General features: G+C 52.2%; 17 protein-coding genes and 3 tRNA genes. 10 read left to right on the top strand and 10 right to left on the bottom strand.

Going from position 1 to position 22,948, the window contains the following annotated elements:
* The first annotated feature begins 12 nt into the window (after positions 1-12).
* Complete coding sequence (locus tag ACIPDS_RS10275) at positions 13-954, top strand: Gfo/Idh/MocA family protein (RefSeq protein WP_400735175.1); 942 nt, start codon at positions 13-15, stop codon at positions 952-954.
* A gap of 42 nt (positions 955-996) precedes the next feature.
* Here ACIPDS_RS10275 and ACIPDS_RS10280 read toward each other — a convergent pair whose 3' ends face one another.
* The gene (locus ACIPDS_RS10280; RefSeq protein ID WP_400735592.1) at positions 997-1,887 is read right to left on the bottom strand and encodes a DMT family transporter; all 891 of its coding nucleotides are present in this window, start codon (positions 1,885-1,887) and stop codon (positions 997-999) included.
* A 102-nt stretch (positions 1,888-1,989) separates the two neighbouring features.
* Here ACIPDS_RS10280 and ACIPDS_RS10285 point away from each other — a divergent pair, with 102 nt between their 5' ends.
* From ACIPDS_RS10285 to ACIPDS_RS10295, 3 genes are all read left to right on the top strand, one after another.
* The gene (locus tag ACIPDS_RS10285) at positions 1,990-3,327 is read left to right on the top strand and encodes a PLP-dependent aminotransferase family protein (RefSeq protein ID WP_400735177.1); all 1,338 of its coding nucleotides are present in this window, start codon (positions 1,990-1,992) and stop codon (positions 3,325-3,327) included.
* 583 nt (positions 3,328-3,910) lie between these two features.
* Entirely contained in the window at positions 3,911-4,168 is a 258-nt protein-coding gene (locus tag ACIPDS_RS10290; protein ID WP_400735179.1) for an AbrB/MazE/SpoVT family DNA-binding domain-containing protein, read from the top strand.
* Complete coding sequence (locus tag ACIPDS_RS10295; protein ID WP_207806652.1) at positions 4,169-4,501, top strand: type II toxin-antitoxin system PemK/MazF family toxin; 333 nt, start codon at positions 4,169-4,171, stop codon at positions 4,499-4,501. It begins immediately after the preceding gene.
* 72 nt (positions 4,502-4,573) lie between these two features.
* On the opposite strand, the gene ACIPDS_RS10300 is transcribed toward ACIPDS_RS10295, so the two are convergent.
* Positions 4,574-4,649: transfer RNA gene (locus ACIPDS_RS10300), tRNA-Asn, on the bottom strand.
* A gap of 306 nt (positions 4,650-4,955) precedes the next feature.
* On the opposite strand from ACIPDS_RS10300, the gene nac reads away from it, so the two are divergent.
* Together nac and cbl are read left to right on the top strand one after the other, a co-directional pair.
* Positions 4,956-5,873 carry a nitrogen assimilation transcriptional regulator NAC gene (nac, locus tag ACIPDS_RS10305; RefSeq protein WP_400735182.1) on the top strand — a complete coding sequence of 306 codons (918 nt, stop codon included), beginning with the start codon at positions 4,956-4,958 and terminating at the stop codon, positions 5,871-5,873.
* A gap of 102 nt (positions 5,874-5,975) precedes the next feature.
* Entirely contained in the window at positions 5,976-6,926 is a 951-nt protein-coding gene (gene cbl / locus ACIPDS_RS10310) for an HTH-type transcriptional regulator Cbl (protein ID WP_400735184.1), read from the top strand.
* A 47-nt stretch (positions 6,927-6,973) separates the two neighbouring features.
* On the opposite strand, the gene ACIPDS_RS10315 is transcribed toward cbl, so the two are convergent.
* The 3 genes from ACIPDS_RS10315 to mtfA all read right to left on the bottom strand — a co-directional run bounded on the left by ACIPDS_RS10315 (position 6,974) and on the right by mtfA (position 10,905).
* On the bottom strand, positions 6,974-9,574 hold the full coding sequence (locus ACIPDS_RS10315) for a hypothetical protein (protein ID WP_400735186.1): 2,601 nt from the start codon (positions 9,572-9,574) through the stop codon (positions 6,974-6,976).
* A gap of 360 nt (positions 9,575-9,934) precedes the next feature.
* A tRNA-Asn gene (locus ACIPDS_RS10320) sits at positions 9,935-10,010 on the bottom strand.
* 100 nt (positions 10,011-10,110) lie between these two features.
* A complete protein-coding gene (gene mtfA, locus ACIPDS_RS10325; protein ID WP_166513469.1) occupies positions 10,111-10,905 on the bottom strand; it encodes a DgsA anti-repressor MtfA in 795 nt (264 codons plus the stop codon).
* 93 nt (positions 10,906-10,998) lie between these two features.
* Between mtfA and ACIPDS_RS10330 the strand changes: the two genes are divergently transcribed.
* Positions 10,999-11,088 (top strand) — tRNA-Ser (locus ACIPDS_RS10330).
* 235 nt (positions 11,089-11,323) lie between these two features.
* On the opposite strand, the gene ACIPDS_RS10335 is transcribed toward ACIPDS_RS10330, so the two are convergent.
* The 3 genes from ACIPDS_RS10335 to ACIPDS_RS10345 form a co-directional block, all read right to left on the bottom strand.
* Complete coding sequence (locus ACIPDS_RS10335) at positions 11,324-11,698, bottom strand: hypothetical protein (RefSeq protein WP_400735189.1); 375 nt, start codon at positions 11,696-11,698, stop codon at positions 11,324-11,326.
* Between the two features lie 185 nt (positions 11,699-11,883).
* The gene (gene fumA / locus ACIPDS_RS10340) at positions 11,884-13,533 is read right to left on the bottom strand and encodes a class I fumarate hydratase FumA (RefSeq protein WP_400735191.1); all 1,650 of its coding nucleotides are present in this window, start codon (positions 13,531-13,533) and stop codon (positions 11,884-11,886) included.
* A gap of 56 nt (positions 13,534-13,589) precedes the next feature.
* Entirely contained in the window at positions 13,590-15,104 is a 1,515-nt protein-coding gene (locus ACIPDS_RS10345; protein WP_400735193.1) for an anion permease, read from the bottom strand.
* A 627-nt stretch (positions 15,105-15,731) separates the two neighbouring features.
* On the opposite strand from ACIPDS_RS10345, the gene ACIPDS_RS10350 reads away from it, so the two are divergent.
* Entirely contained in the window at positions 15,732-18,536 is a 2,805-nt protein-coding gene (locus ACIPDS_RS10350) for a flavocytochrome c (RefSeq protein ID WP_400735195.1), read from the top strand.
* 64 nt (positions 18,537-18,600) lie between these two features.
* Positions 18,601-19,566, top strand: a complete 966-nt coding sequence (locus ACIPDS_RS10355) for an FAD:protein FMN transferase (RefSeq protein ID WP_400735197.1) — start codon at positions 18,601-18,603, stop codon at positions 19,564-19,566.
* Here ACIPDS_RS10355 and dcuR read toward each other — a convergent pair.
* Entirely contained in the window at positions 19,547-20,266 is a 720-nt protein-coding gene (gene dcuR / locus ACIPDS_RS10360) for a two-component system response regulator DcuR (protein WP_400735199.1), read from the bottom strand. The two genes, ACIPDS_RS10355 and dcuR, sit on opposite strands and share 20 nt — an antisense overlap.
* The gene (locus ACIPDS_RS10365) at positions 20,259-21,875 is read right to left on the bottom strand and encodes a sensor histidine kinase (RefSeq protein WP_400735201.1); all 1,617 of its coding nucleotides are present in this window, start codon (positions 21,873-21,875) and stop codon (positions 20,259-20,261) included. Before ACIPDS_RS10365 ends, dcuR begins: the two co-directional genes overlap by 8 nt.
* A 167-nt stretch (positions 21,876-22,042) precedes the next feature.
* Between ACIPDS_RS10365 and ACIPDS_RS10370 the strand changes: the two genes are divergently transcribed.
* Positions 22,043-22,939: an N-acetylmuramic acid 6-phosphate etherase gene (locus ACIPDS_RS10370; protein WP_400735203.1), complete on the top strand. Its 897-nt coding sequence runs from the start codon at positions 22,043-22,045 to the stop codon at positions 22,937-22,939.
* Positions 22,940-22,948 lie beyond the last annotated feature (9 nt).

The raw sequence follows: 22,948 nt of genomic DNA on the forward strand, positions 1-22,948 counted from the left end.
AAGGAGAATTGAATGAGTGATGTGGTTAACTGGGGGGTATTGGGCTATGCCCGTATCGCTAAAAATTCGGTCATTCCGGCGATTAACCGTGCCGAAAACGCGCGTGTCTATGCCGTAGCCTCGCGCAATAAAGCGGAGCTACCGACCGGGGAATGGGAGCAGAGCTACGGCGATTATGCCGCACTGCTCGCCGATGACGCGATTCAGGCGGTCTATATTCCGCTGCCAAATTCCCTGCATAAAGAGTGGGTTATACGCGCACTGGAAGCCGGTAAACACGTGTTGTGTGAAAAACCGCTGGGCCTAACCGCCGCCGAAGCGCAGGAGATGCAGCAGGTTGCGCGAAAACACAATCGCCTGTTGATGGAAGCTTTTATGTACCAGTACACCGACCGGGTGCGGGTGGTGAAAGACGCGGTGGAAAGCGGCGAGCTGGGCGATATCCGTCATATCAACGTGTCGTTCCGTTTCCTGTTAGACCGCCCAAATACCATCAAGATGCAACCCGCGCTGGGGGGCGGTTCGCTATACGATGTGGGATGCTATCCGGTTAACTTTATTGGCATGATAACCGGACGCCTGCCTGTAGAGTGTAAAGCGCTCTGCGAAACGGATCAGGGCGTCGATACCAACCTTTCTGCTCTCCTGCAGTACGATGATGGCCTCATTGCCAACATTCACTGTGGTTTCAATGCGTTTGGTCGTAACTATGCCGAAATTATCGGGACTAAAGGCATGCTGTGCATTGATAAGCCTTTCCTCGATGATGCGGGCACGATTTACCTGCACACATCGGAAGGTGTGCGTGAACTGCCTGTCAGCGAATCGGATCGCTATCAGGCAGAGGTGCGCAACTTTTCAAGCGCCGTTTTGAACGAGCCGTCGCGGCTGATCCCGTTGGAAGAGACGGTGCGCAATATGCAGGTGCTGGATATGATCCGGGCGGCACTGTAAATAACGCGCAGCCCCGGAAACCCAATGGCTTCCGGGGTATGTTTAACGGGAAAATTTGCGCGCGCCGATAACACAGCCAATGACGCCGAGCGTCGCCAGAACCATCGAAGGGCTCACCGATTCATGGAGAAGTGTTGCGGACAGGCCCAGTCCCAGAAAAGGCTGGAGCAGCTGTAATTGCCCGACCGTGGCGATGCCGCCCATTGCCAGCCCTTTGTACCAGAAGATAAAGCCAATCAACATACTGAATAGCGAGACATATCCCAGCGCCGCCCAGGTTGCCGCTGTCATCGTGTTAAAGCTCTCCGGCAGCGTAACCACCGTGGCGCACAGCATCGCCGGTAATGCGATAATTAACGCCCAGCTGATGACCTGCCAGCCGCCCATAACACGCGTCAACTTTGCCCCTTCCGCATATCCCAGGCCGCAAACAGCGACCGCTGCCAGCATCAGAAGATCGCCGGTCAGCGAAACGGATGCGCTTTGTAACAGGGCAAATCCCATCACCAGACAACTGCCGATAAGCGAAAAGATCCAGAAGGCTATTGCCGGGCGCTCCCCGCCGCGCAAAACGCCAAAAATAGCGGTGGAGAGCGGCAGCAGCCCAAGAAAGACGATAGAGTGCGCGGAGGTGACGTGCTGAAGCGCCATCGCGGTCAGCAAAGGGAAACCAATAACCACACCCAATGACACCACAATTAACGGTAAAATTTGCGAAGCATGTGGTCTTTTTTGCCGTAATCCCACGATAAGACCAACCGCCAGCATCCCCGCGAGCGAGGCGCGCGTAAAGGTCAGAAAGAAAGGGGACATATGCAGCACGGCAATGCGCGTTGCGGGTAAAGAGCCGCTAAAAATGACCACCCCCAGCAGCCCATTCATCCAGCCGGAAATTGAGTCCGAATGCGATTTCGCTAATCCTGAATCCACCACACACCTCACTTATGTCACCGCGCTCTACGGTTTGAGCATTTATTGGGCGGATGGTAATCTCAGCGATCTAAGACAATCAAATAATTGTCATGGATACAATTGATGAAGGCACGATACAAAAGCATCGTAGACAGATTTGCCCATTTCATCAGAAGCGGGGAGCTGGCTGCGGGAGCGCGCCTGCCGACGCATCGCGTGCTGTCGGCGCAAGAACATATCTCGCTTGCTACGGCGACGCGGGTTTATCACGAGCTGGAAGCGATGGGATTGGTGAGCGGCGAAACCGGACGGGGCACGTTTGTCCGCGAGCTTTCTCTGCCTAACGGTCACGGCCTTGACCAGCAAGCCGTGGCGACGGATGTTATCGACCTTAACTTTAACTATCCGTCTTTGCCGGGGCAGGGTGAGCACTTGCGTGATGCCCTCCGCCAGATTGCGGCGGCGGGTGATATCGAGGCGCACTTACGCTATCAGCCCCATGCGGGCAGAGTAAACGATAGGACGCTTATTGCAAGGCACCTTAGTTCCCGCGGATTTCAGCCGTCGGCGGACAACGTGATTATCGTCGATGGCGCACAGCATGGGCTGACCGTGACGGTCATGGGGCTTTTGCGGCCAGGTGATGTCGTGGCGGTAGATGCGTTAACCTATTCGGGGTTTAAGGCGCTGGCGGAGCTTTATCACCTCGAACTGGTCGCGATCCCGTCTTTGTCCCATGGGCCAGATTTGGTTGCGCTCAAACAACTTTGTCAAAAACGGCGCATCAGGGCCGTGTACGTTATGCCGACCCTTCACAATCCGCTGGGCTGGGTGCTAAGTCACCGTCAGCGGCAAACCCTGGCAGACATTGCGAACGCGCATGACCTGTTGATTATTGAAGATGCGGCCTACGCGTATCTTTGTCGCACACCGCCTCCACCGCTGGCTTCTTATGCGCCGGAGCGGACGGTCTATATCACCGGATTCTCTAAAAATGTGGCGACCGGGCTGCGAGTCGGCGTTGTGGTCTGTCCGGGCTCTAATCGGGCCGCACTGGAAAGGGCTGTCCGCGCGACCACGTGGAATACGCCCTCGCTGATGACGCGAATTATCTGCACCTGGATTGAGGACGGCACCATTAACCGCTTTGAGATCTTAAAGAGGCGTGATGCCCGCAAACGACAGGCCATATTAAGAGACATCTTTGGCGGGCTGACTTATCTCACCCATCCCAACTCCTATTTTGCCTGGCTGCCTCTACCGGATGAGTCGCGGGCGGACAGACTGGCCAACGTGCTGATGGAAAATAATATCTCCGTGTCAACGGCTGACCCTTTTTGTACCTCACAAACGGTGCCTCAGGCTCTTCGAATTGCGCTGGGTTCGGTAACGCTGGAACATTTGCGTGCGGCGCTGGTGAAGGTGCGCGAGGCTGTGGAATATGAACAGTATCGAGTGTGAATGAAGTGCTGGTTCCAGTATGGCCGGTAGTTCCAACCCTGTTCAGTCCACTACCCATGCGATTGGAACCTCTGGTGGTGGTTTCAAACACCATACTGGAGGCTGCCATTTTGGCTACAATCGACACTCAAGCGCATCCGTTACTTGCTGTTCCCTTCAATGCTGCCACGGATATCACCGTACTAATTTATTGACGAGGTGACGACATGACGCAACAGGACTGGCATTCCGCCGACATTATTGCGGCGCAGCCCGAATTCGGAAGCTGCGCCGCATTTCGTTTATTCGAACCGTCATAATCCTTTGTATCGCAGAGACAGTTTCCTATTATCAGCCTTCCTTGCTACGCACTAAGCTCCCGCCTGCACGAAATGCTTCATGACCTGAAAGAAGCGCCTGATGTATCAGGATGGTCGCCGTTTTACCGGCAATGTCGCCTTTGAAAACTGCCGGATCTGTCCTTCGATGGGGTAAGTCTTTCTTCACGCTTTATTACGCTAATGAAATCACAATGAATCTGATGAATAATTGTGCATCGCCTACCGCAGATGTTATATTAAAATATAATATTCGGAGGTGCTCTATGTATACCACTCGCCTGAAAAAGGTTGGCGGATCTGTCATGCTGGCGGTTCCTCCCGCCGTGCTGAAAACGCTGGGGCTGTCGACGGACAGCGAAGTGGGCATGACCATTGATAGTGGCTGCCTGATAATTGAACCTCAAAAACGTCCACGCTATTCACTCGAAGAACTGCTGGCGCAGTGCGATCCGCACGCTGAAATAAGCGAAGAGGGTCGGGAATGGATTGATGCGCCTGCGATGGGCAAGGAGATCCTGTAGATGGACAGAGGGGAAATCTGGCTCGTTTCACTGGATCCGATTGCCGGGCATGAACAAAGCGGAAGGCGTCCAGTACTGATTGTTTCTCCGGCGTCCTTTAATCAGTTTACCCGGCTACCTGTGGTTGTTCCCGTGACCAACGGTGGTAACTTTGCCCGCGCAGCGGGGTTTACTGTTTCACTGGATGGCGCAGGAACGAAAACAACGGGAGTAATTCGTTGTGACCAGCCCAGAACCATTGATATGGAAGCGCGGAACGGCAAATATCTTGAACGAATACCTGAAGTTATTGTGAATGAAGTGGTTGCCAGACTGGAGGCCATTCTGAGCTGAGATATTAGATGTAAAAGGCAAACGCAGAAAAGCAAAAAGCCTGCTTAGTTTCCTAAGCAGGCTTCTTAAATTTGGCTCCTCTGACTGGACTCGAACCAGTGACATACGGATTAACAGTCCGCCGTTCTACCGACTGAACTACAGAGGAATCGTGTGAACGAGGCGCATATTAACGATGTCCCTCTGGCTTGTCAAAGGGTGAAAAGGGCTAATAGGTTCGTTTGCTGACAATTTCAGCAATTCACGCGCGGTTGCTGTTTTTTTAGCTCATTTGCACCGCGAAAGTGCAGGAATACCCCTTATGGAGCATATCGCTATCTTCTGACCGTGCCGAAAAAGGCCGCTATCCATAGGATCCCATAGGAATTTGCTTAAATTTTAAAACTGGCAAGCATCTTGCAACTCCCTTTGGTACTTAACGCCAGTGTGGCAGTGGATCCTTTCGGAGGCAAAAATGAACTTCAGACGACTCAAATATTTCGTAAAAATCGTCGATATCGGTAGCCTGACTCAGGCTGCTGAAGTGTTGCATATTGCACAGCCTGCGCTGAGCCAGCAGGTCGCAACGCTGGAAGGGGAACTCGATCAGCAACTGCTCATCCGCACCAAACGGGGTGTGACGCCAACCGAAGCGGGCAAGGTGCTCTATACCCATGCCAGAACGATTTTACGCCAATGTGAACAGGCCCACCTTGCCGTCAATAACGTAGGGCAAACGCTGAGCGGTACGGTTTCCATCGGTCTGGCGCCCGGCACGGCGGCTTCGTCGATTACGATGCCGCTGCTTCAGGCGGTGCGTAATGAGCTGCCGGAGGTTATGGTCTATTTGCACGAAAACAGCGGTACGGTGCTTAACGAAAAGCTGCTAAGTAATCAGCTGGATATGGCCGTGCTTTATGACCGCACGCCGCTGGCGGGCATTGTCGGCCAGCCGCTGCTGAAAGAGGATTTGTATCTGGTAGGGACAAGTAATTGCCCGGGGCAGAGCGTCGACCTGACCGCGGTTGCGGAAATGAATCTGTTTCTGCCGCGTGATTACAGCGCTGTTCGCGCTCGCGTGGATGAGGCGTTTTCGCTGCGCCGCTTAACGGCAAAAATTATCGGTGAAATTGAATCGATCTCAACGCTCACCGCCGCCATCGCCAGCGGAATGGGTGTAACGGTACTGCCAGAGTCGGCCGCGCGTTCGCTGTGTAGCGCCGCCAACGGCTGGATGGCACGCATTACCACGCCTTCGATGAGTCTGCCGCTGTCGCTTAACGTTTCCGCCCGTGGACAACTGACGCCGCAGGCGCAGGCGGTGAAGGAGATTTTGATCTCGCTGGTGAGCCGTCCGATGCTGGATAATCGGGAATTGCAGCTGGTCAGCTAAGCTTATATTCCATTCAGATATAAGTTGCTGGTTTTTATTATTTGTTCACAAGGACGACAGACTTTAACAATAGCGTAATGTCTGATTGAACCGGAGTGAAGCGTGAACTTCCAGCAACTCAAAATAATTCGTGAAGCGGCGCGGCAGGACTATAACCTGACCGAAGTTGCCAATATGCTTTATACCTCTCAGTCCGGCGTCAGCCGCCATATTCGCGAGCTTGAGGAAGAGCTGGGAATTGAGATTTTTATCCGACGCGGGAAGCGTCTGCTTGGAATGACCGAGCCGGGTAAAGCATTATTGGTAATTGCTGAGCGGATTCTGAATGAAGCCAGCAACGTGCGTCGTCTGGCGGATCTGTTTACCAACGATGCCTCTGGCGTGTTGACGATTGCCACCACCCACACGCAGGCGCGATATAGCCTGCCTCCCGTCATTAAAGCCTTCCGTGAGATTTTTGAGGATGTGCGTCTTGAGCTGATTCAGGGAACGCCACAGGAAATTGATGCTCTGCTGCATAGCGGCGGCGCGGATATCGGTATCGCCAGCGAACGTCTTAGCAACGACGCCACGCTGGTGGCTTTCCCCTGGTTCCGCTGGCATCACAATCTGCTGGTGCCAAAAGATCATCCGCTCACCCAGATAACGCCGCTGACGCTGGAAGCGATTGCCCGCTGGCCGTTAATCACCTATCGACAAGGCATTACCGGTCGTTCACGCATTGATGAGGCTTTTAGTCGCAAAGGGCTCACGCCGGATATCGTCCTCAGCGCGCAGGATTCTGACGTGATTAAAACCTACGTGGAGTTAGGGCTCGGGATTGGTCTGGTGGCCGAGCAGTCGAGCGATCCGCAGGAGTTGGGTAGCCTGGTGCGCCTGGATACGCACCATCTCTTTGATGCGAATACCGTCTGGCTGGGGCTCAAACGCGGTCAACTTCAGCGTAACTATGTTTGGCGCTTTATTGAGCTGTGTAATGCCGGTTTGTCGCTTGACGAGATTAAACGGCAGGCGATGGAGCTTGAAGAAACGGTGCTGGATTATCAGATTTAGCGCTGCCAGGAAAAACGCTACCCACCGGGAGTGGGTAGCGACAGAGGTTATTTGCTGAACTTCACAGGATTGTTGCGATAGGCTTTAAGCTTCGCGCGCATCCAGCTGCTGCTATTGCGGTTTACTGCACTCACCACGCCGGTGGTAGCGCCGCCGCCAACCTGAACATGGAAAATACCGCGTGATGGGAAGTCACCGTATTTAGGCTGTGAAAAATCCCATTCATGACGGCTAAACAGCTCTTTCGGGTTATGCCCCATCATGCTGGTGTGGACATCGAGGAATTCGATATTCAGCAGATTGGCGTTAATCGCCTCGACGGAATCACCAATTTCAGCATGACCCATCAGATAGCTGCCGCCGGTTCCCCAGAATTGCTCATCCAGCGAACCGACCTCTTCAGATACGCTTGCCAGGCGGCTTGCTGGCATCTGCCACGGCAGAACGGGTTGACGTAAATGGCGGCTTAAAGAGGCGCAGAAATCGAACGTCCGATCCCACTCGAACGGCGAATAGCAGTAGCCATTTTTATAGGCGCGAGCGGTAAAGTCGTCGGCTTCATAGCGGTCGGCTGCCATGAAATCAGCACCTTTGGCGACCGCAGTTGTACCGTCAGCACGGACATACTCGATATCGTCAAATACACCTACGAGCAGCGCATATTGAGCGGAAAGTTTGCCCGCCAGCGCTGGGTCGATGGTCATTCTCTTCTTCACGCCATCTTCCGGGTCAAAGACATCGTCATAGGTGAAGTCGTTGTACACCCATTGCGAGCCGCCGACGCTCCATAAGTTGAGCTGCCAGCCGAGCACAACATCCGGTGCCACAACGCGAACTAACCAGTTTACGCCGGTAATATAGCCTTTCAGGGTATCCGTGATAGCCGCTGGGATGGCGATATTAACGCCATGGTGCGCCATCGCTTCTGAAAGCGGCTGGCGAACCGGGATGGCATAGTCCGGCTTGAAACCGTACTTCTGACATTCACCTAAGTAATCCGGGTTAACGATAAAGCCCGCAGGTACCGAATGCTCGTCATCCTTCATGGCCTGCGCCATTTGCAGAGCCTGGATGAAGTTTGCGAAGCTGAATTTATGGCGCAGGGGATCATCAATAATATTCTCGACGTCGCCTAACGATAAGTTACAGGTATAGGAAACCATCACCGGCAGTACGCTGTCATGGGTAATGGCTTCCACATCGCGCGCCATCTGGATGATTTTTGACGTTGGCTCTTTGGTCGGATCCAGATAAGCGGAGGCATCGCCCATACCGTCATCACCGGAATATTTGAACAGCGAGGAAACGCGCGCTTCGGCTAAATCCGCAACGTTGCTCGGTGACATATCCGCGCAGCCGCCAAAGCTCAGGTAGTCCGGGAAACCTTTCACCTGCAAATTCGCGCCTTCGACGACGGTCACCGTCAGCGTGACCGGAGACTTGCCGTCGACGTTTAGCGTCGCAGAATCGACATCAATATAATGCACCACGCCATCGTGAATCAGCGTGCCAGAGGCTACCTGATACAATCCCTGCGCCAGTTTGGCTGATTGCGTCTGGCTACCTGATTGCATCGGCAGGTTGGTGAAGTGATATTGACGCGGCAGGGTGTTTTGCTCAATCAGGCGCAAATCAAAAGTGGCGGCCACATTTTTCTCTGCTTTCACGATGACGGTAAGCGCCGCAGATGGGCTCTGCGAGTCATCGTTTTGACGAATCTGTTCATGAGCAAATGTCACTTTATGCAGTTTGTTGTCCAACGCGCCAGTGGCGGCATCAAACTGATAGTGGACGTTGTTTAATTTAATGTCGTCGATGCGAACGCTGAATTGACCTGACACTGGGAGCTGCTCAAGACGCAGATTTTGTCCGGCGGACAAGGTGAAACGCTGTTTCTCAACGTTATTTTCCAGATAGGCCAGGCTCATCTCTTCACGATAAAGCGCATGGTCGGCGGCCAAATCAATCGAAATATCCAGCGTGGTGCTGCGTTCAGCAGGCGCGAACGCGACGGTCAGAGAGGTGCGCTGACCTTTAGTCACGGTCAGGGTATCGGCACTCAGAATGATCCCGGCGCGCACCGTGCCATCGGCCGTGCGCAGCTCTGCCGCCGAAACCGTATAGGAACCCGCATCAATATTGAAGGTGTTTTTCCCGGCGACAGGATTAAGAATTTCGCTCTTTTCACCACGAACTAACACCAATTCAACGGCGGTATTTTCAAGGCCGGCAGGCAGCGCGGCGCAGGTCACAACCAGTTCGCCGGCGGTTTGCGTCTCTTCATCAGCCGCGACGGTAAAGGTATTTTTGAAGGTATCCCATTTGGCAGCGGAATCAGACGAGACGTTGACGCCCATGTGGATATTTTCGATAGAATCGCCAATAGCCCCGCTTGCGGCGGTGATGGTCAGTTTGATATCAAAAATACCGCTGGAGATTTCGCTCGACTCAATGGCTGTCTTAAGCTCACACCATGGATTTGTGGTGACGGTGATATCCCCTTCGGTAATTTTCCCCGGTGCGCTAAATGACAAAACCATTTTTTCCTTGATATTAATGCTTTCACCCGTGGTGGATTTGAAATTATTAATATCAAGCGTGGGATACCAGGCGTTATCCGTAAACTGAAGTGTGAAGTCTAATTGCATGTTAATTTCCTTATAACGTAATAATTGTTAAGCCATCGAAAGATGGCTTGTTAGCTGAATCCACCGTTATTCACGGGTGTTAAATGGCCGGTTACTCTGGGGTAATATTGGCGTTTATGGTTATAAGGGGAATGAATTAAATGCACACATCAATTTTTCAATTATTGATATTTATAGATATTCGTGATGTGGCGTAAAAGAGAAATGATGTCTTTTAGCAATATCACTTACCATCGTGGGGAATATCAATCAGTGGATTAATGCGAAGCAGGGAGGGTTGAAAAGGGCGATAGAGCACGAGTTGTTTGGCGAGTAAAAAGCAAAAAGCCCGCTTAGTTTCCTAAGCAGGCTTCTTAAATATGGCTCCTCTGACTGGACTCGAACCAGTGACATACGGATTAACAGTCCGCCGTTCTACCGACTGAACTACAGAGGAATCGTGTGAACGAGGCGAATACTACTGGCCCACGATAATTGTGTCAACACTAAATTTAACTTGCTGATTCAATTGGCTGCATTTAACGCAAGATGTTGTTTTAGTGTACTACTGAAGATTTTTCATCGTGTTGATTATTATCCCGTAGGCGTTGCAGGGGATCTTGCTGGTAGAAGCCGCTGAAACGTTGCCACAGCGCCGGGAAACGTGGAGCGAAAAGTTCTGGGGCGCTGAAAAAATACTCAGAGAGCACCGCAAAGCATTCCGCCGGATCGGTTGCCGCATAGGCATCAATACTGGCGGCGTTTTCCCCCACTAAATCAATTTCATCCTGAATGTTATTCATTGCGGCATGCAGGTCGTGTTCCCAACCGGCGACTTCACGCAAATGAATCAGCGGCACACCGCTGGCGCGATCGCCGTTGCGGGTATCAAGCTTGTGCGCCACTTCATGGATGATGAGATTAAAGCCGGAGGCATCAAAAGAATCCTGAATATCCAGCCAGTTAAGAACAATTGGCCCTTGCTGCCAGCTTTGCCCGGACTGCACCACGCGCTGGTTGTGCACCAGTCCAATATCATCTTCCCATTCGTCATCAACAACGAAAGGAGCAGGGTAGATCAGCACTTCATGGAAACCGTCGAGCCACTCCAGACCGAGCTCCATGATAGGCAGGCAAAATAGCAAGGCAATTCGCGCTTCATTGACCGGCTCAACGACTAACCCTTGTAAGAACACCAACCGTTTTTGTTGTAAAAAACGCTCGGCAAGTTGTACCAACTTAGCCTGTTCCTCATGGGTTAGATTCGCTAATACGGGGATGGCCAGGGCCTGTGCCCACGGCATATCAGCTTTATCGGTAGTGTCACTTGCTTTCCAGGGCCATTTAATCATCTTTTTGCTCGCAAACTCGTCACTTGAAGGCAATTGAAGAGACTGGGTCTGTTAAAATGCCAAATAACGCGGCATGATGGCAACTATCAAAACGGAGAGATGCCGGAGCGGCTGAACGGACTAGTCTCGAAAACTAGAGTAGGGGCAACTCTACCGGGGGTTCAAATCCCCCTCTCTCCGCCATTTTAACCCCTTCCATACTCCGACCATCGTCGATTTCTGCTCTTGAAACATTTGTAGAATATTTTCGTAACCGCCACTCGTCACTTCATTCTGTCGTCAACTGTGATGTTGAACACAGGAATAGACTCTACGTGCTGTTTTTATGCATAGTACACTCACCGCGTGTTCTCCACGTAGACGATAGCGCCTCTCTAAGGGGGCAGAATGGTAAAACCAGGGCGCTTTTTTAGCGTTGTCACAAGCTCGCCAGCGCGTCATTAACTTTGCGCAGGCCATTCATATTTTTTTCTTTAAGATAATGGTTATTGACCGATCTCATCTGATCTAACTTTGACAGTGATAAATACACCTGATGTGCCTGACTGTGGTTGTCAAAAATATCCGCCGTACTGACATCGGCGAGATAATCCGTTTTAAGCTTCATCGTCAGATGATCAAGTATTGTTCTGTTTTGTTGATGCAATAACGCTATCTCTGCGGAGGAGGCTGCTGAGTGAGAGTTTTGCACCACCGGGATTTGCAATGAATCAATTTTATTCAGTACAGGAGGAGGGGACGAAGAACAGGCTGTGAGCAACAGAATGAAAGCACTGAAGATAAATTTACGCATTATTTTTCCTGGGACTATTATCGCAAACTTATTATCGTTTTTCTCCATCCCATGACGATGCTTTATTCATTTATTTTTAAACAGACGTGCGTATTGACTCCGCAATATATTCTGGCGTTAACAATACCGAATAAGACCTACTCTTGTTCGGGCAAAAGCCCCGTGAGGGGCTTTATGTCACTTTGTTATCTCTGGGAACATCCTGCACACTGTTTGTTCTGGATCTGCTGGAAGAAGTCGTTACCTTTATCATCGACCAGGATAAAGGCCGGGAAGTTTTCGACCTCTATTTTCCAGATAGCTTCCATCCCCAGTTCGGGGTAGGCCACGCATTCCAGACTCTTAATGCTGCTTTGGGCCAGCACTGCGGCTGGGCCGCCGATGCTGCCGAGATAGAAGCCACCGTGTTTGTGACAGGCGTCAGTCACCTGCTGGCTACGGTTGCCTTTTGCCAGCATCACCATGCTTGCGCCATGAGACTGGAGTAAATCGACATAGGAGTCCATACGACCGGCGGTTGTTGGGCCTAATGAACCAGAAGCATACCCTTCAGGCGTTTTAGCCGGGCCAGCGTAGTAGATTGGGTGATCTTTAACGTACTGCGGCAGCGCTTCACCGTTATCGAGAAGCTCTTTAAGTTTGGCATGCGCAATATCACGCGCCACGATAATGGTGCCATTCAGCGAGAGGCGGGTGGAGACCGGATGCGCAGAAAGTTGCGCTAGAATCTCGCTCATCGGTTGATTGAGATTGATGCTCACCGCATCGCCTTCACCTTGCTGGCGCAGTGATTCCGGGATGTATTGCGCAGGATTATGCTCAAGCTTTTCAATCCAGATGCCGTGGCGGTTGATTTTCGCCTTGATGTTGCGGTCGGCAGAGCAGGAAACCCCCATGCCGATAGGGCAGGATGCGCCGTGGCGCGGCAGGCGGATCACCCGGATGTCGTGAGCAAAGTATTTACCGCCAAACTGTGCGCCGAGGCCCAGGTTTTGCGCCTCAGCCATCAATTCCTGCTCCAGTTTCACATCGCGAAACGCCTGGCCGCGCTCGTTTCCTTCGGTGGGTAAACCGTCGTAGTAGCGTGCAGAAGCCAGTTTGACCGTTTTCAGCGTGACTTCCGCCGAGGTTCCCCCGATAACAAAGGCAATGTGATACGGCGGACAGGCTGCCGTTCCCAGGGTACGCATCTTCTCAACCAGGTAGTTTTTCAACTTCGCCGGGGTAATCAGCGCTTTGGTTTCCTGATACAGATAGGTTTTGTTTGCCGAACCGCCGCCTTTGGCGACGCAGAGGAATTTATACTCGTCACCGTCAACGCTATAGAGATCAATCTGTGCGGGCAGATTGGTGCCAGTATTCACCTCTTTATACATATCCAGCGCGGCGTTCTGAGAATAGCGCAGGTTGTCGGAGATGTAGGTGTTGTACACGCCTTGCGATAATGCCGCTTCGTCGCCACCGCCGGTCCATACGCGCTGGCCTTTTTTGCCCATGATGATGGCGGTACCGGTATCCTGACAGGTTGGCAGAATGCCTTTGGCGGCGATTTCGGAGTTGCGCAGGAACTGCAGGGCCACGTATTTATCGTTCTCGCTGGCCTGTGGGTCGCTCAGAATGGCGGCAACCTGTTTCTGGTGCGATGGACGCAGCATAAAAGCGGCATCGTGAAATGCCTGTTGTGCAAGAAGGGTCAGGGCTTCTGGTGCCACTTTTAACACTTCCTGGCCGTCAAACTCGCAGACGCTGACGTGGTCGCGAGTCAGTAGGTAGTATTCGGTATCGTCGGGGGCCAACGGGAAAGGATTCTGATAGAAAAACGGTTTATTCGACATAGCTTTTCACTCCATAAAAATAAAACCGCCGGAGGTTGCCCACCGACGGTTATGAATCACAACATCATGGACATCCACGGGTAGCCAATGAACAGCAGAGCCGCCAGGAAGATGCCGCCAAAGATGGTGCCGAGGCGCCAATAATCTTTGGTTGGCAGATAGCCACTACCGTAGTAAATCGGGCTTGGGCCGGTGCCATATGGGGTGATGATCCCCATGATACCTAATGAGGTCACCATCAGCATCACGAACACATTCATGTTCATACCCGGAATGGTTGACGCGATGGTCAGCATGGCGGGCAGCAGGGCGGTGGTGTGTGCCGTGGTGCTGGCAAACAGATAGTGCAGCAGATAGAACGCCAGCAGCAGCACGATAGTCGCGACGCCCGGGGAAATCCCGCTCATCAGCAAGCCGCCTTCTTTACCCAGCCAGCCAATGAAGCCGGTTGAAGAGAGGCCGTCAGCCAGAGCCACCAGGGTGGCGAACCACACAAAGGTATTCCATGCGGCTTTATTGCCGGTGATATCGTTCCATTCCAGTACGCCGGTCCACAGCATCAGGCCGATGATTAACAGGGCAGCCATAGCCGGTTCAATCCAGGCGGCAGCAAAGATCCACATCATCAGCGCGCAGCACACGAAGACCAGCAGCAGGATTTCGTTACGTGACAGCTTGCCCAGTTTCTCCAGCTCACGAGCGGCCCACAGCGGAACTTCATCATTCACTTTCACTTCCGGCGGATAGAACCAGTAAGCCAGCAGTGGCATAACCAGAATCAGCAGTACGCCGACCGGCAGGAACGCGATAAACCAGGTGCCCCAGGAGATGTTAATCCCCACGATGCTTTTCACCAGCGCCAGCGCCAGCAGATTGGGGGCAAGCGCTGAAAGGAACATCGAGCTGGTGATACAGGCTGCGGTAATCGCCACCCACATGAGATACGAACCAATTTTACGCGCGCTCGGATCGTTTGGTTTTGAGCCGTACAGCGGTGGCAGATTGGCAATAATCGGGTAGATTGTTCCGCCGCTACGCGCAGTGTTCGACGGAGTAAATGGAGCCAGCAGCAGGTCAGCCAGCGTAATGGCATAGCCCAGAGTCAGACTACGGCGGCCGAGATATTTCACCAGAATCAGCGCCAGACGGCGGCCGAAGCGTGTTTTATCGTAGCCGGCGGCGAACATGAAGGCACCGAAGATAAGCCAGACGGTAGAGTTACCAAAGCCGCTTACGGCCCACTTAAAGGACGCACCGGCCAGCTGAAACTTTGGCGCCGCCATTTGTTCCGGGCTAAACAGCACCCATTGGCTACATAAGGCGATAGCCACCACGCCGGTCAGGCCGATTACCGCACCCGGCAGTGGTTCGAAGATAAGACCGACAATCACGCCAACGAAGATGGCGAAATAGTGCCATGCATAAGGAGGAAGCCCCTCAGGAACCGGGACAAAGAGTAATAGCACGGCCACGATAACGGGGAGTGCCATCATCAGAAGACGGTTTTTGTTACCGTCCTTTGGTTTACTCACCGGCGTCGGTGAGTGCGATGTCGCAGATTTCTCGTTCATATTACGCTTCTATAAGTAGTTAATAATTTGGTTTGAATAATTACCGCGCTGCTTTTTTTAGTTTTTTTACTTTATTTAGATTTTAAAGGTCTGCTCGGTAATTTTTAAAATGAGTCGCTGTCGCTATTTTATTAAGCGCCAGATTAAAAAATCTTTATATTCATATAATGCGCTTTTAGCGACTATTGCAATTGATCACGATCAAAAAAACGGAACCGCTGTGATATTTTTGTTCTTTTTTATATAACCCTATTTGTTTGTTGGTTATTATAAGGGTTAGGAATATATAAAACAAATTTTTAACATTGCTTTTGAAATTGCGTTTATTTGTAAATCATTGATTTTGTGAGTTTTTGATTGTGATTTTGACTGGTTTGTCCACTGCTGAATAGGGTATATTTAAAAAGGTGGTTGTTAAATATTTGCGAATTAAATTGGAATTAATTAATAACACTATGGGGGTATTGGTGTTATTAATGGGATTAAATAGTTTTATAACTAACGTAATGACTTTAGTAACTAAAATTAGCGTTATATTAATACCATGATATCGGCATAACAAATAACTCAAATGCAGCCCGATCCCGAATTCTTGAATTTAATTTTTAAAGTTTGGAGTTTCCTATTATGAACAGTGATCATCGCGTATTCAGCTCCTTCACATTACCCAACGGTACCGAGCTCAAAAACCGCTTATTTATGGCACCCATGACGACATGCGCCGGTTATTATGACGGGTCTGTGAGTAGCGAGCTGGTAGAGTACTACCGTGCACGTGCCGGAAGCATCGGCACCATCATCGTAGAGTGTTGTTTTGTTGACGATTTAGGTCTGGCCTTCCCGGGCGCGCTTGGGATCGATAGCGATGAAAAGATCGCGGGCCTGGCAAAAATTGCTGAAGCTATTAAGTCTCAGGGTTCCAAAGCGCTCCTGCAAATCTACCACGGCGGCCGTATGGTCGAACCAAAACTGATTGGCGGCCGTACGCCGGTTGGCCCGAGTGCGGTTGCCGCGCCGCGTGAGGGGGCTGCAACGCCGGTTGCGCTATCCACTGAAGAAGTGGAAGCGATGGTGGGCAAGTTTGGTGATGCCGTGCGTCGTGCCATTCAGGCAGGTTTTGACGGCGTTGAGCTGCATGGTGCAAACACCTATCTGATTCAGCAATTTTATTCACCAAACTCAAATCAGCGTGATGATGAGTGGGGCGGCAGCCGCGATAATCGCGCGAAGTTCCCGCTGGCGGTACTGGAAATCACCCATAAAATGGTGCGCCAGTATGCGGATGATTCGTTCATTATCGGTTACCGTTTCTCCCCTGAAGAGATGGAAGTTCCCGGCATCCGTTTCGACGATACCCTCTATCTGCTGGAAAAACTGGCCGCTCGCGGGCTGGACTATCTGCACTTCTCGGTTGGCGCCACCTTGCGACCATCAATTGTCGATATTAATGACCCGACCCCGCTGATTGAAAAATACGTTGCCATGCGTTCTGATACGCTGGCGCAGATACCTGTTATGGGTGTCGGCGGAGTGGTAAACGAAAGTGACGTTGAGACCGCGATGACGCATGGCTACGACTTAGTCGCCGTGGGTCGTGCCTGTATCGCCTACCCGGATTGGGCCCAGCGTATTGCCGATGCGCAAACACTCGAACTGTTTATCGATAGCACCCAACGTGAAGCGCTGAACATACCAGAACCGCTGTGGCGATTCTCGCTGGTGGAGGCGATGATCCGTGACATGAGCATGACGGTATCTAAATTCAAACCGGGCGTCTTTATTGAAAAGGTGCAGGATGAAGCAGGCGAACTGGTCATTAACGTCAGTCTGGAAACAGACCGTATTGCCGATATCGAACTGACCGGCGGTGTCGATCAGGACGTGGAGTTTGTCACCAGTTTTGAAGAAATTCGCTCGCGTATTCTTGATGCCAACACGCCGCACGTTGATGCTATCTCCGGCGCAACCAGCCAAAGTGAAGCGGTAAAAAAAGCCGTATCAAAAGCGATGGTGAAATCCAGCAAAGCGCTACAGGCTGAGGAAGGCGGCGAGTCGTCTGCCCCTCAGGCCTATGATGTCGTGGTTGTGGGTAGCGGCGGCGCCGGTCTTGCGGCCGCCATTCAGGCACATGATGACGGCGCGCGCGTGCTGATTGTGGAAAAAATGCCGACCATTGGTGGCAACACCATTAAAGCTTCCGCAGGGATGAACGCCGCCGAAACGCGCTTCCAGCGGGTTAAGGGCATTCAGGACAGCAAAGAGCTGTTCTATGAAGAAACGCTCAAAGGTGGACAACACAAAAACAATCCCGCGCTGCTTCGTCGCTTTGTGGAAACCGCGCCACAGGCCATCGAATGGCTGGCTGACCGTGGCATCATGCTCAACGACATCACCACCACCGGTGGGATGAGTATTGACCGTACGCATCGTCCAAAAGATGGTTCTGCCGTTGGCGGCTATTTAATCAGCGGGCTGGTACGCAATGTCACCAAACGTGATATTGATGTCATGCTCGACACCTCGGTGGTCGATATCGTGATGGAAAATGGCGAAGTCTCGGCTGTTCGCCTGCTGACTGACGAAAAAGAAACCCTGACCGTCCAGACCCGGAGCATTATTATGGCGACCGGCGGCTTCAGCGCCAACAGTGAGATGGTGGTGAAATATCGTCCTGATTTGGCTGGTTTCGTGACCACCAACCACAAAGGTGCAACCGGCGGCGGTATCGCGCTGCTGGAACGTATCGGTGCGGGTACGGTTGATATGGGGGAAATTCAGATTCACCCGACTGTCGAACAGAAAACCTCGTATCTGGTCTCTGAATCCATTCGCGGTGGCGGTGCTATTCTGGTTAGCCAGCAGGGCAGCCGTTTCTTTAATGAGATGGAGACCCGCGACAAAGTCTCCGCGGCGATTATTGCGCTTCCAGAGCACTACGCGTACATCGTCTTTGATGAGCATGTGCGCAGCAAAAATAAAGCCGCAGATGAATACATTGCGAAAGGCCTGGTCACCAGCGCCAGCACGGCCAGCGAACTGGCGGCTAAACTAGGATTGCAAGAGGAGGCGTTCCTGTCCACGCTTGCCCGTTACAATATGGCGGTCGAAAAACAGGATGATGAAGAGTTTGGCCGCAAAACGGCGCTGCGTGCGCCGTTAAATGAAGGGCCGTTCCACGCGATTCAGATTGCCCCCGGCGTTCACCACACGATGGGTGGGGTGACGATTAATACGGATACCTGTGTGCTGAATGAAAATAAACAGGTGATTCCGGGTGCGTATGCTGCGGGTGAGGTCGTGGGCGGGATCCACGGCGGAAATCGTATTGGCGGCAATGCCGTTGCGGATATCATTATCTTTGGTACGCTTGCCGGTCGTCAGGCCGCTATTCGCGCGCAGCAGGTTCCCTGGGCAATGCTTGAATCAGCGTAATTAAGCCCGTCGCCCGGTTAGTCGTGCTATAACCGGGCTATCAACTATTCCAAAGGGGCGATTAATGTTAGACACCACAAAGGTTTATAGTTATTCCGCCGTCCTGATGGGCTCCCCCATCCTGCTCAAACTCTTCGTCAACGATGAAGCGCTTGCCGCGCGCGTTTTTCGCCTGATCAAACACTATGAAGACCTGCTCACCGTCAATCGCGCGCATTCGCAGGTGATGGATATCAACCATGCAGCCGGAAAACATCCGGTTAGTGTCAGCAGCCCGGTGTATGCCTTAATCAAATGCGCGAAAGCTGCGAGCACGCTACCCAATAGCGCCTTTAACCTGGCCATAGGCCCACTGGTTAAACGCTGGCGCATTGGCTTTCGTGGTGACAGCGTTCCGCCTGCCGAGGATATCGCCCGTCTGCTGACGCTAACCAATCCGCAGCAGGTGTTGCTTAATGATGTCGATGAAAGCGTCTATCTGCCTTTGCCGGGGATGGAAATCGATCTTGGGGCTATCGCGAAAGGCTACATTGCCGACCGGGTACGCGACTATCTACGCAAAGAAGGCGTCGAGCAGGGCTTAATCAATCTCGGTGGCAACGTTCAGACTCTGGGAACACCGGCGGGTCTTTGGTCAATTGGCCTGAAAAAGCCGTTCTCTCAGGCTGGCGCCATGATTGGCACCTTAGAAATTGCTGATAAATCAGTGGTGACGTCAGGCGTTTATGAACGCTATTTCGCGCAAAATGGTCATATTTATCACCATATCCTGGATCCCCGTACCGGTTATCCGCTGGATAATGAACTCGACAGCGTAACGATCGTGAGCGCCGATTCTATCGATGGCGATATCTGGACGACCCTGATGTACGGCATGGGGGTAGAAAAGGCCTGTGCCGCGCTGCGCGCGCGACCGGATATTGAAGCCATTTTCGTCACTAAATCGAAAGAGGTGATCCTTTCATCGAGCCACCACTATCGATTTACGCTTTTGGATAACGACTACCGGCTTATTGGCAGTACTGTTTAAGCAAGCCATATTGCTCGGGCAGTAGACGATAACGATAGACCGGACGCCCGGTGGCACCGTAATGAATGCTGGTGAAAAGAATATTCACCTGCGCCAGCCAGATGAGATATTTACGGCACGATACGCGGGAGATATTCACCGCTTGCGCCAGATCGTCGGTGGAGAATTCACTGTCTGGATGCGCATCTATCCATTGGCACAGCGTACGCAGCGTCTGGGGGGTTAAGCCTTTTGGCAGGCGCTTGGCGTCCGCCAGCTCCGGCGTCCCGCCGTGCAGCAAACGGTCAACATCCGCTTGCTCGTAGTAAGAGTGGCTGCCCATCAGCTGTTTTTTCTCACGCCAGCTCAAAAGCGCTTCTTCAAAACGCGGAAACTGGAACGGTTTAATCAAGTAATCGACAACACCGTAACGCAGTGATGTTTGCACCGTGGCGGCATCGGAAGCGGATGAAATCATGATGACATCAATCGCCCGTCCCGAATTGCGCACGTCGGGCAGCAAATCGAGACCGTTGTCCTGTTGCATATAGACATCGAGCAAAATGAGATCGATGGGCTGGGTGTTATCCATCACTTTTTCGCGGGCCTGTTGCAGCGTCGACGCGATCCCGCAGCAGGCAAAGCCATCGACTCGTTCGATGTAGCAACGATTAAGATCGGCCACCATGGCATCATCATCAACAATCAAAACATTAATCACGCGCGCTTCCTCTTGAATCCCAGGGAATATGGACAAAAAATTGCGTAAAGACGCCAGGCTCTGACTCGACGGAAAGGGTGCCGCCAAGATTCTCCGTCTGCTGACGGGCCAGGAAAAGCCCGACGCCACGGTTTTCGCCTTTGGTTGAAAAACCTTTATTAAAGATAGCGTCAATTTGCTCGGGATTGATCCCCGGGCCATCATCGCTCACTTCACCGCTCAACCAGCCGTTCTGGTAATGCAAAAGCAGGCTAATTTCGCCTTCGCCCTGGCCTGACATGGCATCCAGCGCATTCTCAATCAGATTACCGAGCACCGTAACCAACACCGCCACCTGCTCTTCGTTGGGGTTGTCCGGGATAAGACTTTCTTCAGACAGCGTCAGGGTAATCCCGGCGTCGCCCGCGCGGTTGATTTTACCCAGCAAGAAGCCGGCGATGATCGGTGATTTAATCTTGTGTTGCAGCGTGCCGATATCGGCCTGATAGTTCTGCGCGGTCTGGAGAATATAACCTTCCAGCTTGTCGTAGCGCTTCATATGTAAAAGCCCGAGGATCACATGCAGCTTATTCATAAATTCATGCGAGTGAGTGCGCAGGGCATCGACATAATTCACCAGACCGTCCATTCGCTGCATCAGTTGGCTGACTTCGGTTTTGTCGCGGAAGGTGCTGATTGCGCCAATCACCCGCTTATTGTTGCGCACCGGCACGGTGTTACATAAAAGCAGACGACCGTTGCAGCCGATTTCCCGGTCTTCAATGGCATTGCCGCTGGTTAATACTTCTTTCAGATCCGCCAGCATCGGAGCATGTTGTACCGCACCCATGTTCGTCGGCTCAGGCGAAAAGAGAATTTCACGTGCGGCCTGGTTAATCAACGTTACGCGGCCTTTACCGTCGACGGCAATCACGCCTTCCTTCAGTGATTGCAGCATGGCCTGGCGCTGTTCAAATAGGCTCGAAATTTCATGGGGTTCAAGGCCAAACAGAATATTCTTCAGTACCCGTACCAGCCCCCAGACGCCAAGCGTGCCAACTATCGCGCTAAACAGGACGAACCAGATAGCGTTCCAGCGTGCCCGGCTGAGCTGTTTATCGACCTTTTGCAGTGAAATCCCCACGATCACCACGCCAATTTGCTGGCTTCGATCATTATAAACGGGGGTGAACACGCGCAGCGCTTCCGCCAGTACGCCGTGGTTGATTGACAGATTTTCCTTACCTTTCAGCGCCGGTTTGAGATCGGTGCCGATAAAATGCTGACCAATAAGATGCGAATTGGGATGCGAATAACGTACGGCATCCATATTGGTCACCACCGCATACAAAAGGCCGTTGCGTTGCTGCACCGCAGTGGCAATAGGCTGGATGATGTTTTGATTCGGCGGGGCATTTAAGCCGCGTTTGATCTCAGGGGAATCAGCGAGAGTTCGCGCAATGGCAAAGGCGGTGTCTTCAACGCCAGCGCGCGTGGCTTTGGTTATCTGGATAAAGTAGAAAGCATAGACCACCAGAAGCACGCAGACGATCACGCTGCATACCATCCACGTAACCAGCGTACTGAGCTTCATCGGACGTTTCGGATGGAGAGGCGGCATGTCGCGCATTAAACCTTCATTTATCAATCGCAAAAAAGCATTATCGCTGATGTTTCCTGATACTTAAAGCCATCAACACCTTACAAAAACAAACCTTGCTTTGTGACCGTACTCTCAGAGGGATTTATACAAAACACTTTAGTATTGTTTAAGAACCCATAATAAGGAGTCCGTTTATGAGCAGTAAGCTTGCAGGTGCAGTCATGGAACGACGTAATCTGGCGACGACCGAGATTGACAGGTTATCTACCCGTGATTTACTCAATGTTATAAATCAAGATGATAAGTGCATATCCGCGGCGATAACGCCTTATCTTGATGATATCACTCGTCTGGTTGATAGCGCCGTCGCGACCTTGAGCCACGGTGGACGAGTGGTGCTTGTCGGCGCGGGAGCATCCGGGCGCAACGCGGTGATTGCGGCTAATGAATATTCACCGGAGGAGAAGTCTCCGTTGATTGGGTTAATCGCCGGTGGGGCGCTGGCGATGCTGCATGATATGAGTGATGCGGCGCAGGACTATAACCGCGGTTTACTCGATCTTCAGGCTATTGGGTTCTCACAAAAAGATATGCTGGTGGCGCTAACGGTAGGGGGAAAAACCCCGTGGCTGTGGGGCGCATTGCGACATGCCTGGTCATTGGGTGCGGCGCGCGCGGTTATCTCGCGTAATCCTTGCAGCGAAGCGACGGAGCTTGCTGACATTGTCATCACACCGCAAACGGGTGCTGAAGTGGTGAGTGGTTATGGAGAGCCGAAGGCGCTCATGGCGCAAAAAATGGTGCTCTCAATGCTCACAACCGGGCTGGCTATCCGCACCGGCAGGGTATATAGCAACATGCGGGTGGATATCCAGCATTCCACAACGCGTATGGCGGAGCGGCAGATAGCGATTGTTATGGAGGCCAGCGGGTGTACGCGAGCGAGAGCGAAGGCGGCGCTGGAAAGCTGTGACCACCAATGTAAGACGGCTATTTTGATGCTGCTGACCGGAATGGATGCGTGGAGAGCGCACGACCTTCTGGAACAGAATAAAGGGTTCGTGCGAATGGCGTTGCAGGAAGCACCGTAACGGTTTGAC

Source organism: Kluyvera sp. NPDC087067 (assembly GCF_044745165.1).
In the GTDB taxonomy this organism is placed as follows: Bacteria; Pseudomonadota; Gammaproteobacteria; order Enterobacterales; family Enterobacteriaceae; genus Kluyvera.

Bases quoted from the DNA above. Each gene is read 5' to 3' on its own strand.
- ACIPDS_RS10275 (WP_400735175.1), top strand. From the start codon at position 13: ATGAGTGATGTGGTTAACTGGGGGGTATTGGGCTATGCCCGTATCGCT.
- ACIPDS_RS10285 (WP_400735177.1), top strand. From the start codon at position 1,990: ATGAAGGCACGATACAAAAGCATCGTAGACAGATTTGCCCATTTCATC.
- ACIPDS_RS10290 (WP_400735179.1), top strand. From the start codon at position 3,911: ATGTATACCACTCGCCTGAAAAAGGTTGGCGGATCTGTCATGCTGGCG.
- ACIPDS_RS10295 (WP_207806652.1), top strand. From the start codon at position 4,169: ATGGACAGAGGGGAAATCTGGCTCGTTTCACTGGATCCGATTGCCGGG.
- nac (WP_400735182.1), top strand. From the start codon at position 4,956: ATGAACTTCAGACGACTCAAATATTTCGTAAAAATCGTCGATATCGGT.
- ACIPDS_RS10315 (WP_400735186.1), bottom strand. From the start codon at position 9,574: ATGCAATTAGACTTCACACTTCAGTTTACGGATAACGCCTGGTATCCC.
- mtfA (WP_166513469.1), bottom strand. From the start codon at position 10,905: ATGATTAAATGGCCCTGGAAAGCAAGTGACACTACCGATAAAGCTGAT.
- ACIPDS_RS10335 (WP_400735189.1), bottom strand. From the start codon at position 11,698: ATGCGTAAATTTATCTTCAGTGCTTTCATTCTGTTGCTCACAGCCTGT.
- fumA (WP_400735191.1), bottom strand. From the start codon at position 13,533: ATGTCGAATAAACCGTTTTTCTATCAGAATCCTTTCCCGTTGGCCCCC.
- ACIPDS_RS10345 (WP_400735193.1), bottom strand. From the start codon at position 15,104: ATGAACGAGAAATCTGCGACATCGCACTCACCGACGCCGGTGAGTAAA.
- ACIPDS_RS10350 (WP_400735195.1), top strand. From the start codon at position 15,732: ATGAACAGTGATCATCGCGTATTCAGCTCCTTCACATTACCCAACGGT.
- ACIPDS_RS10355 (WP_400735197.1), top strand. From the start codon at position 18,601: ATGTTAGACACCACAAAGGTTTATAGTTATTCCGCCGTCCTGATGGGC.
- ACIPDS_RS10365 (WP_400735201.1), bottom strand. From the start codon at position 21,875: ATGCGCGACATGCCGCCTCTCCATCCGAAACGTCCGATGAAGCTCAGT.
- ACIPDS_RS10370 (WP_400735203.1), top strand. From the start codon at position 22,043: ATGAGCAGTAAGCTTGCAGGTGCAGTCATGGAACGACGTAATCTGGCG.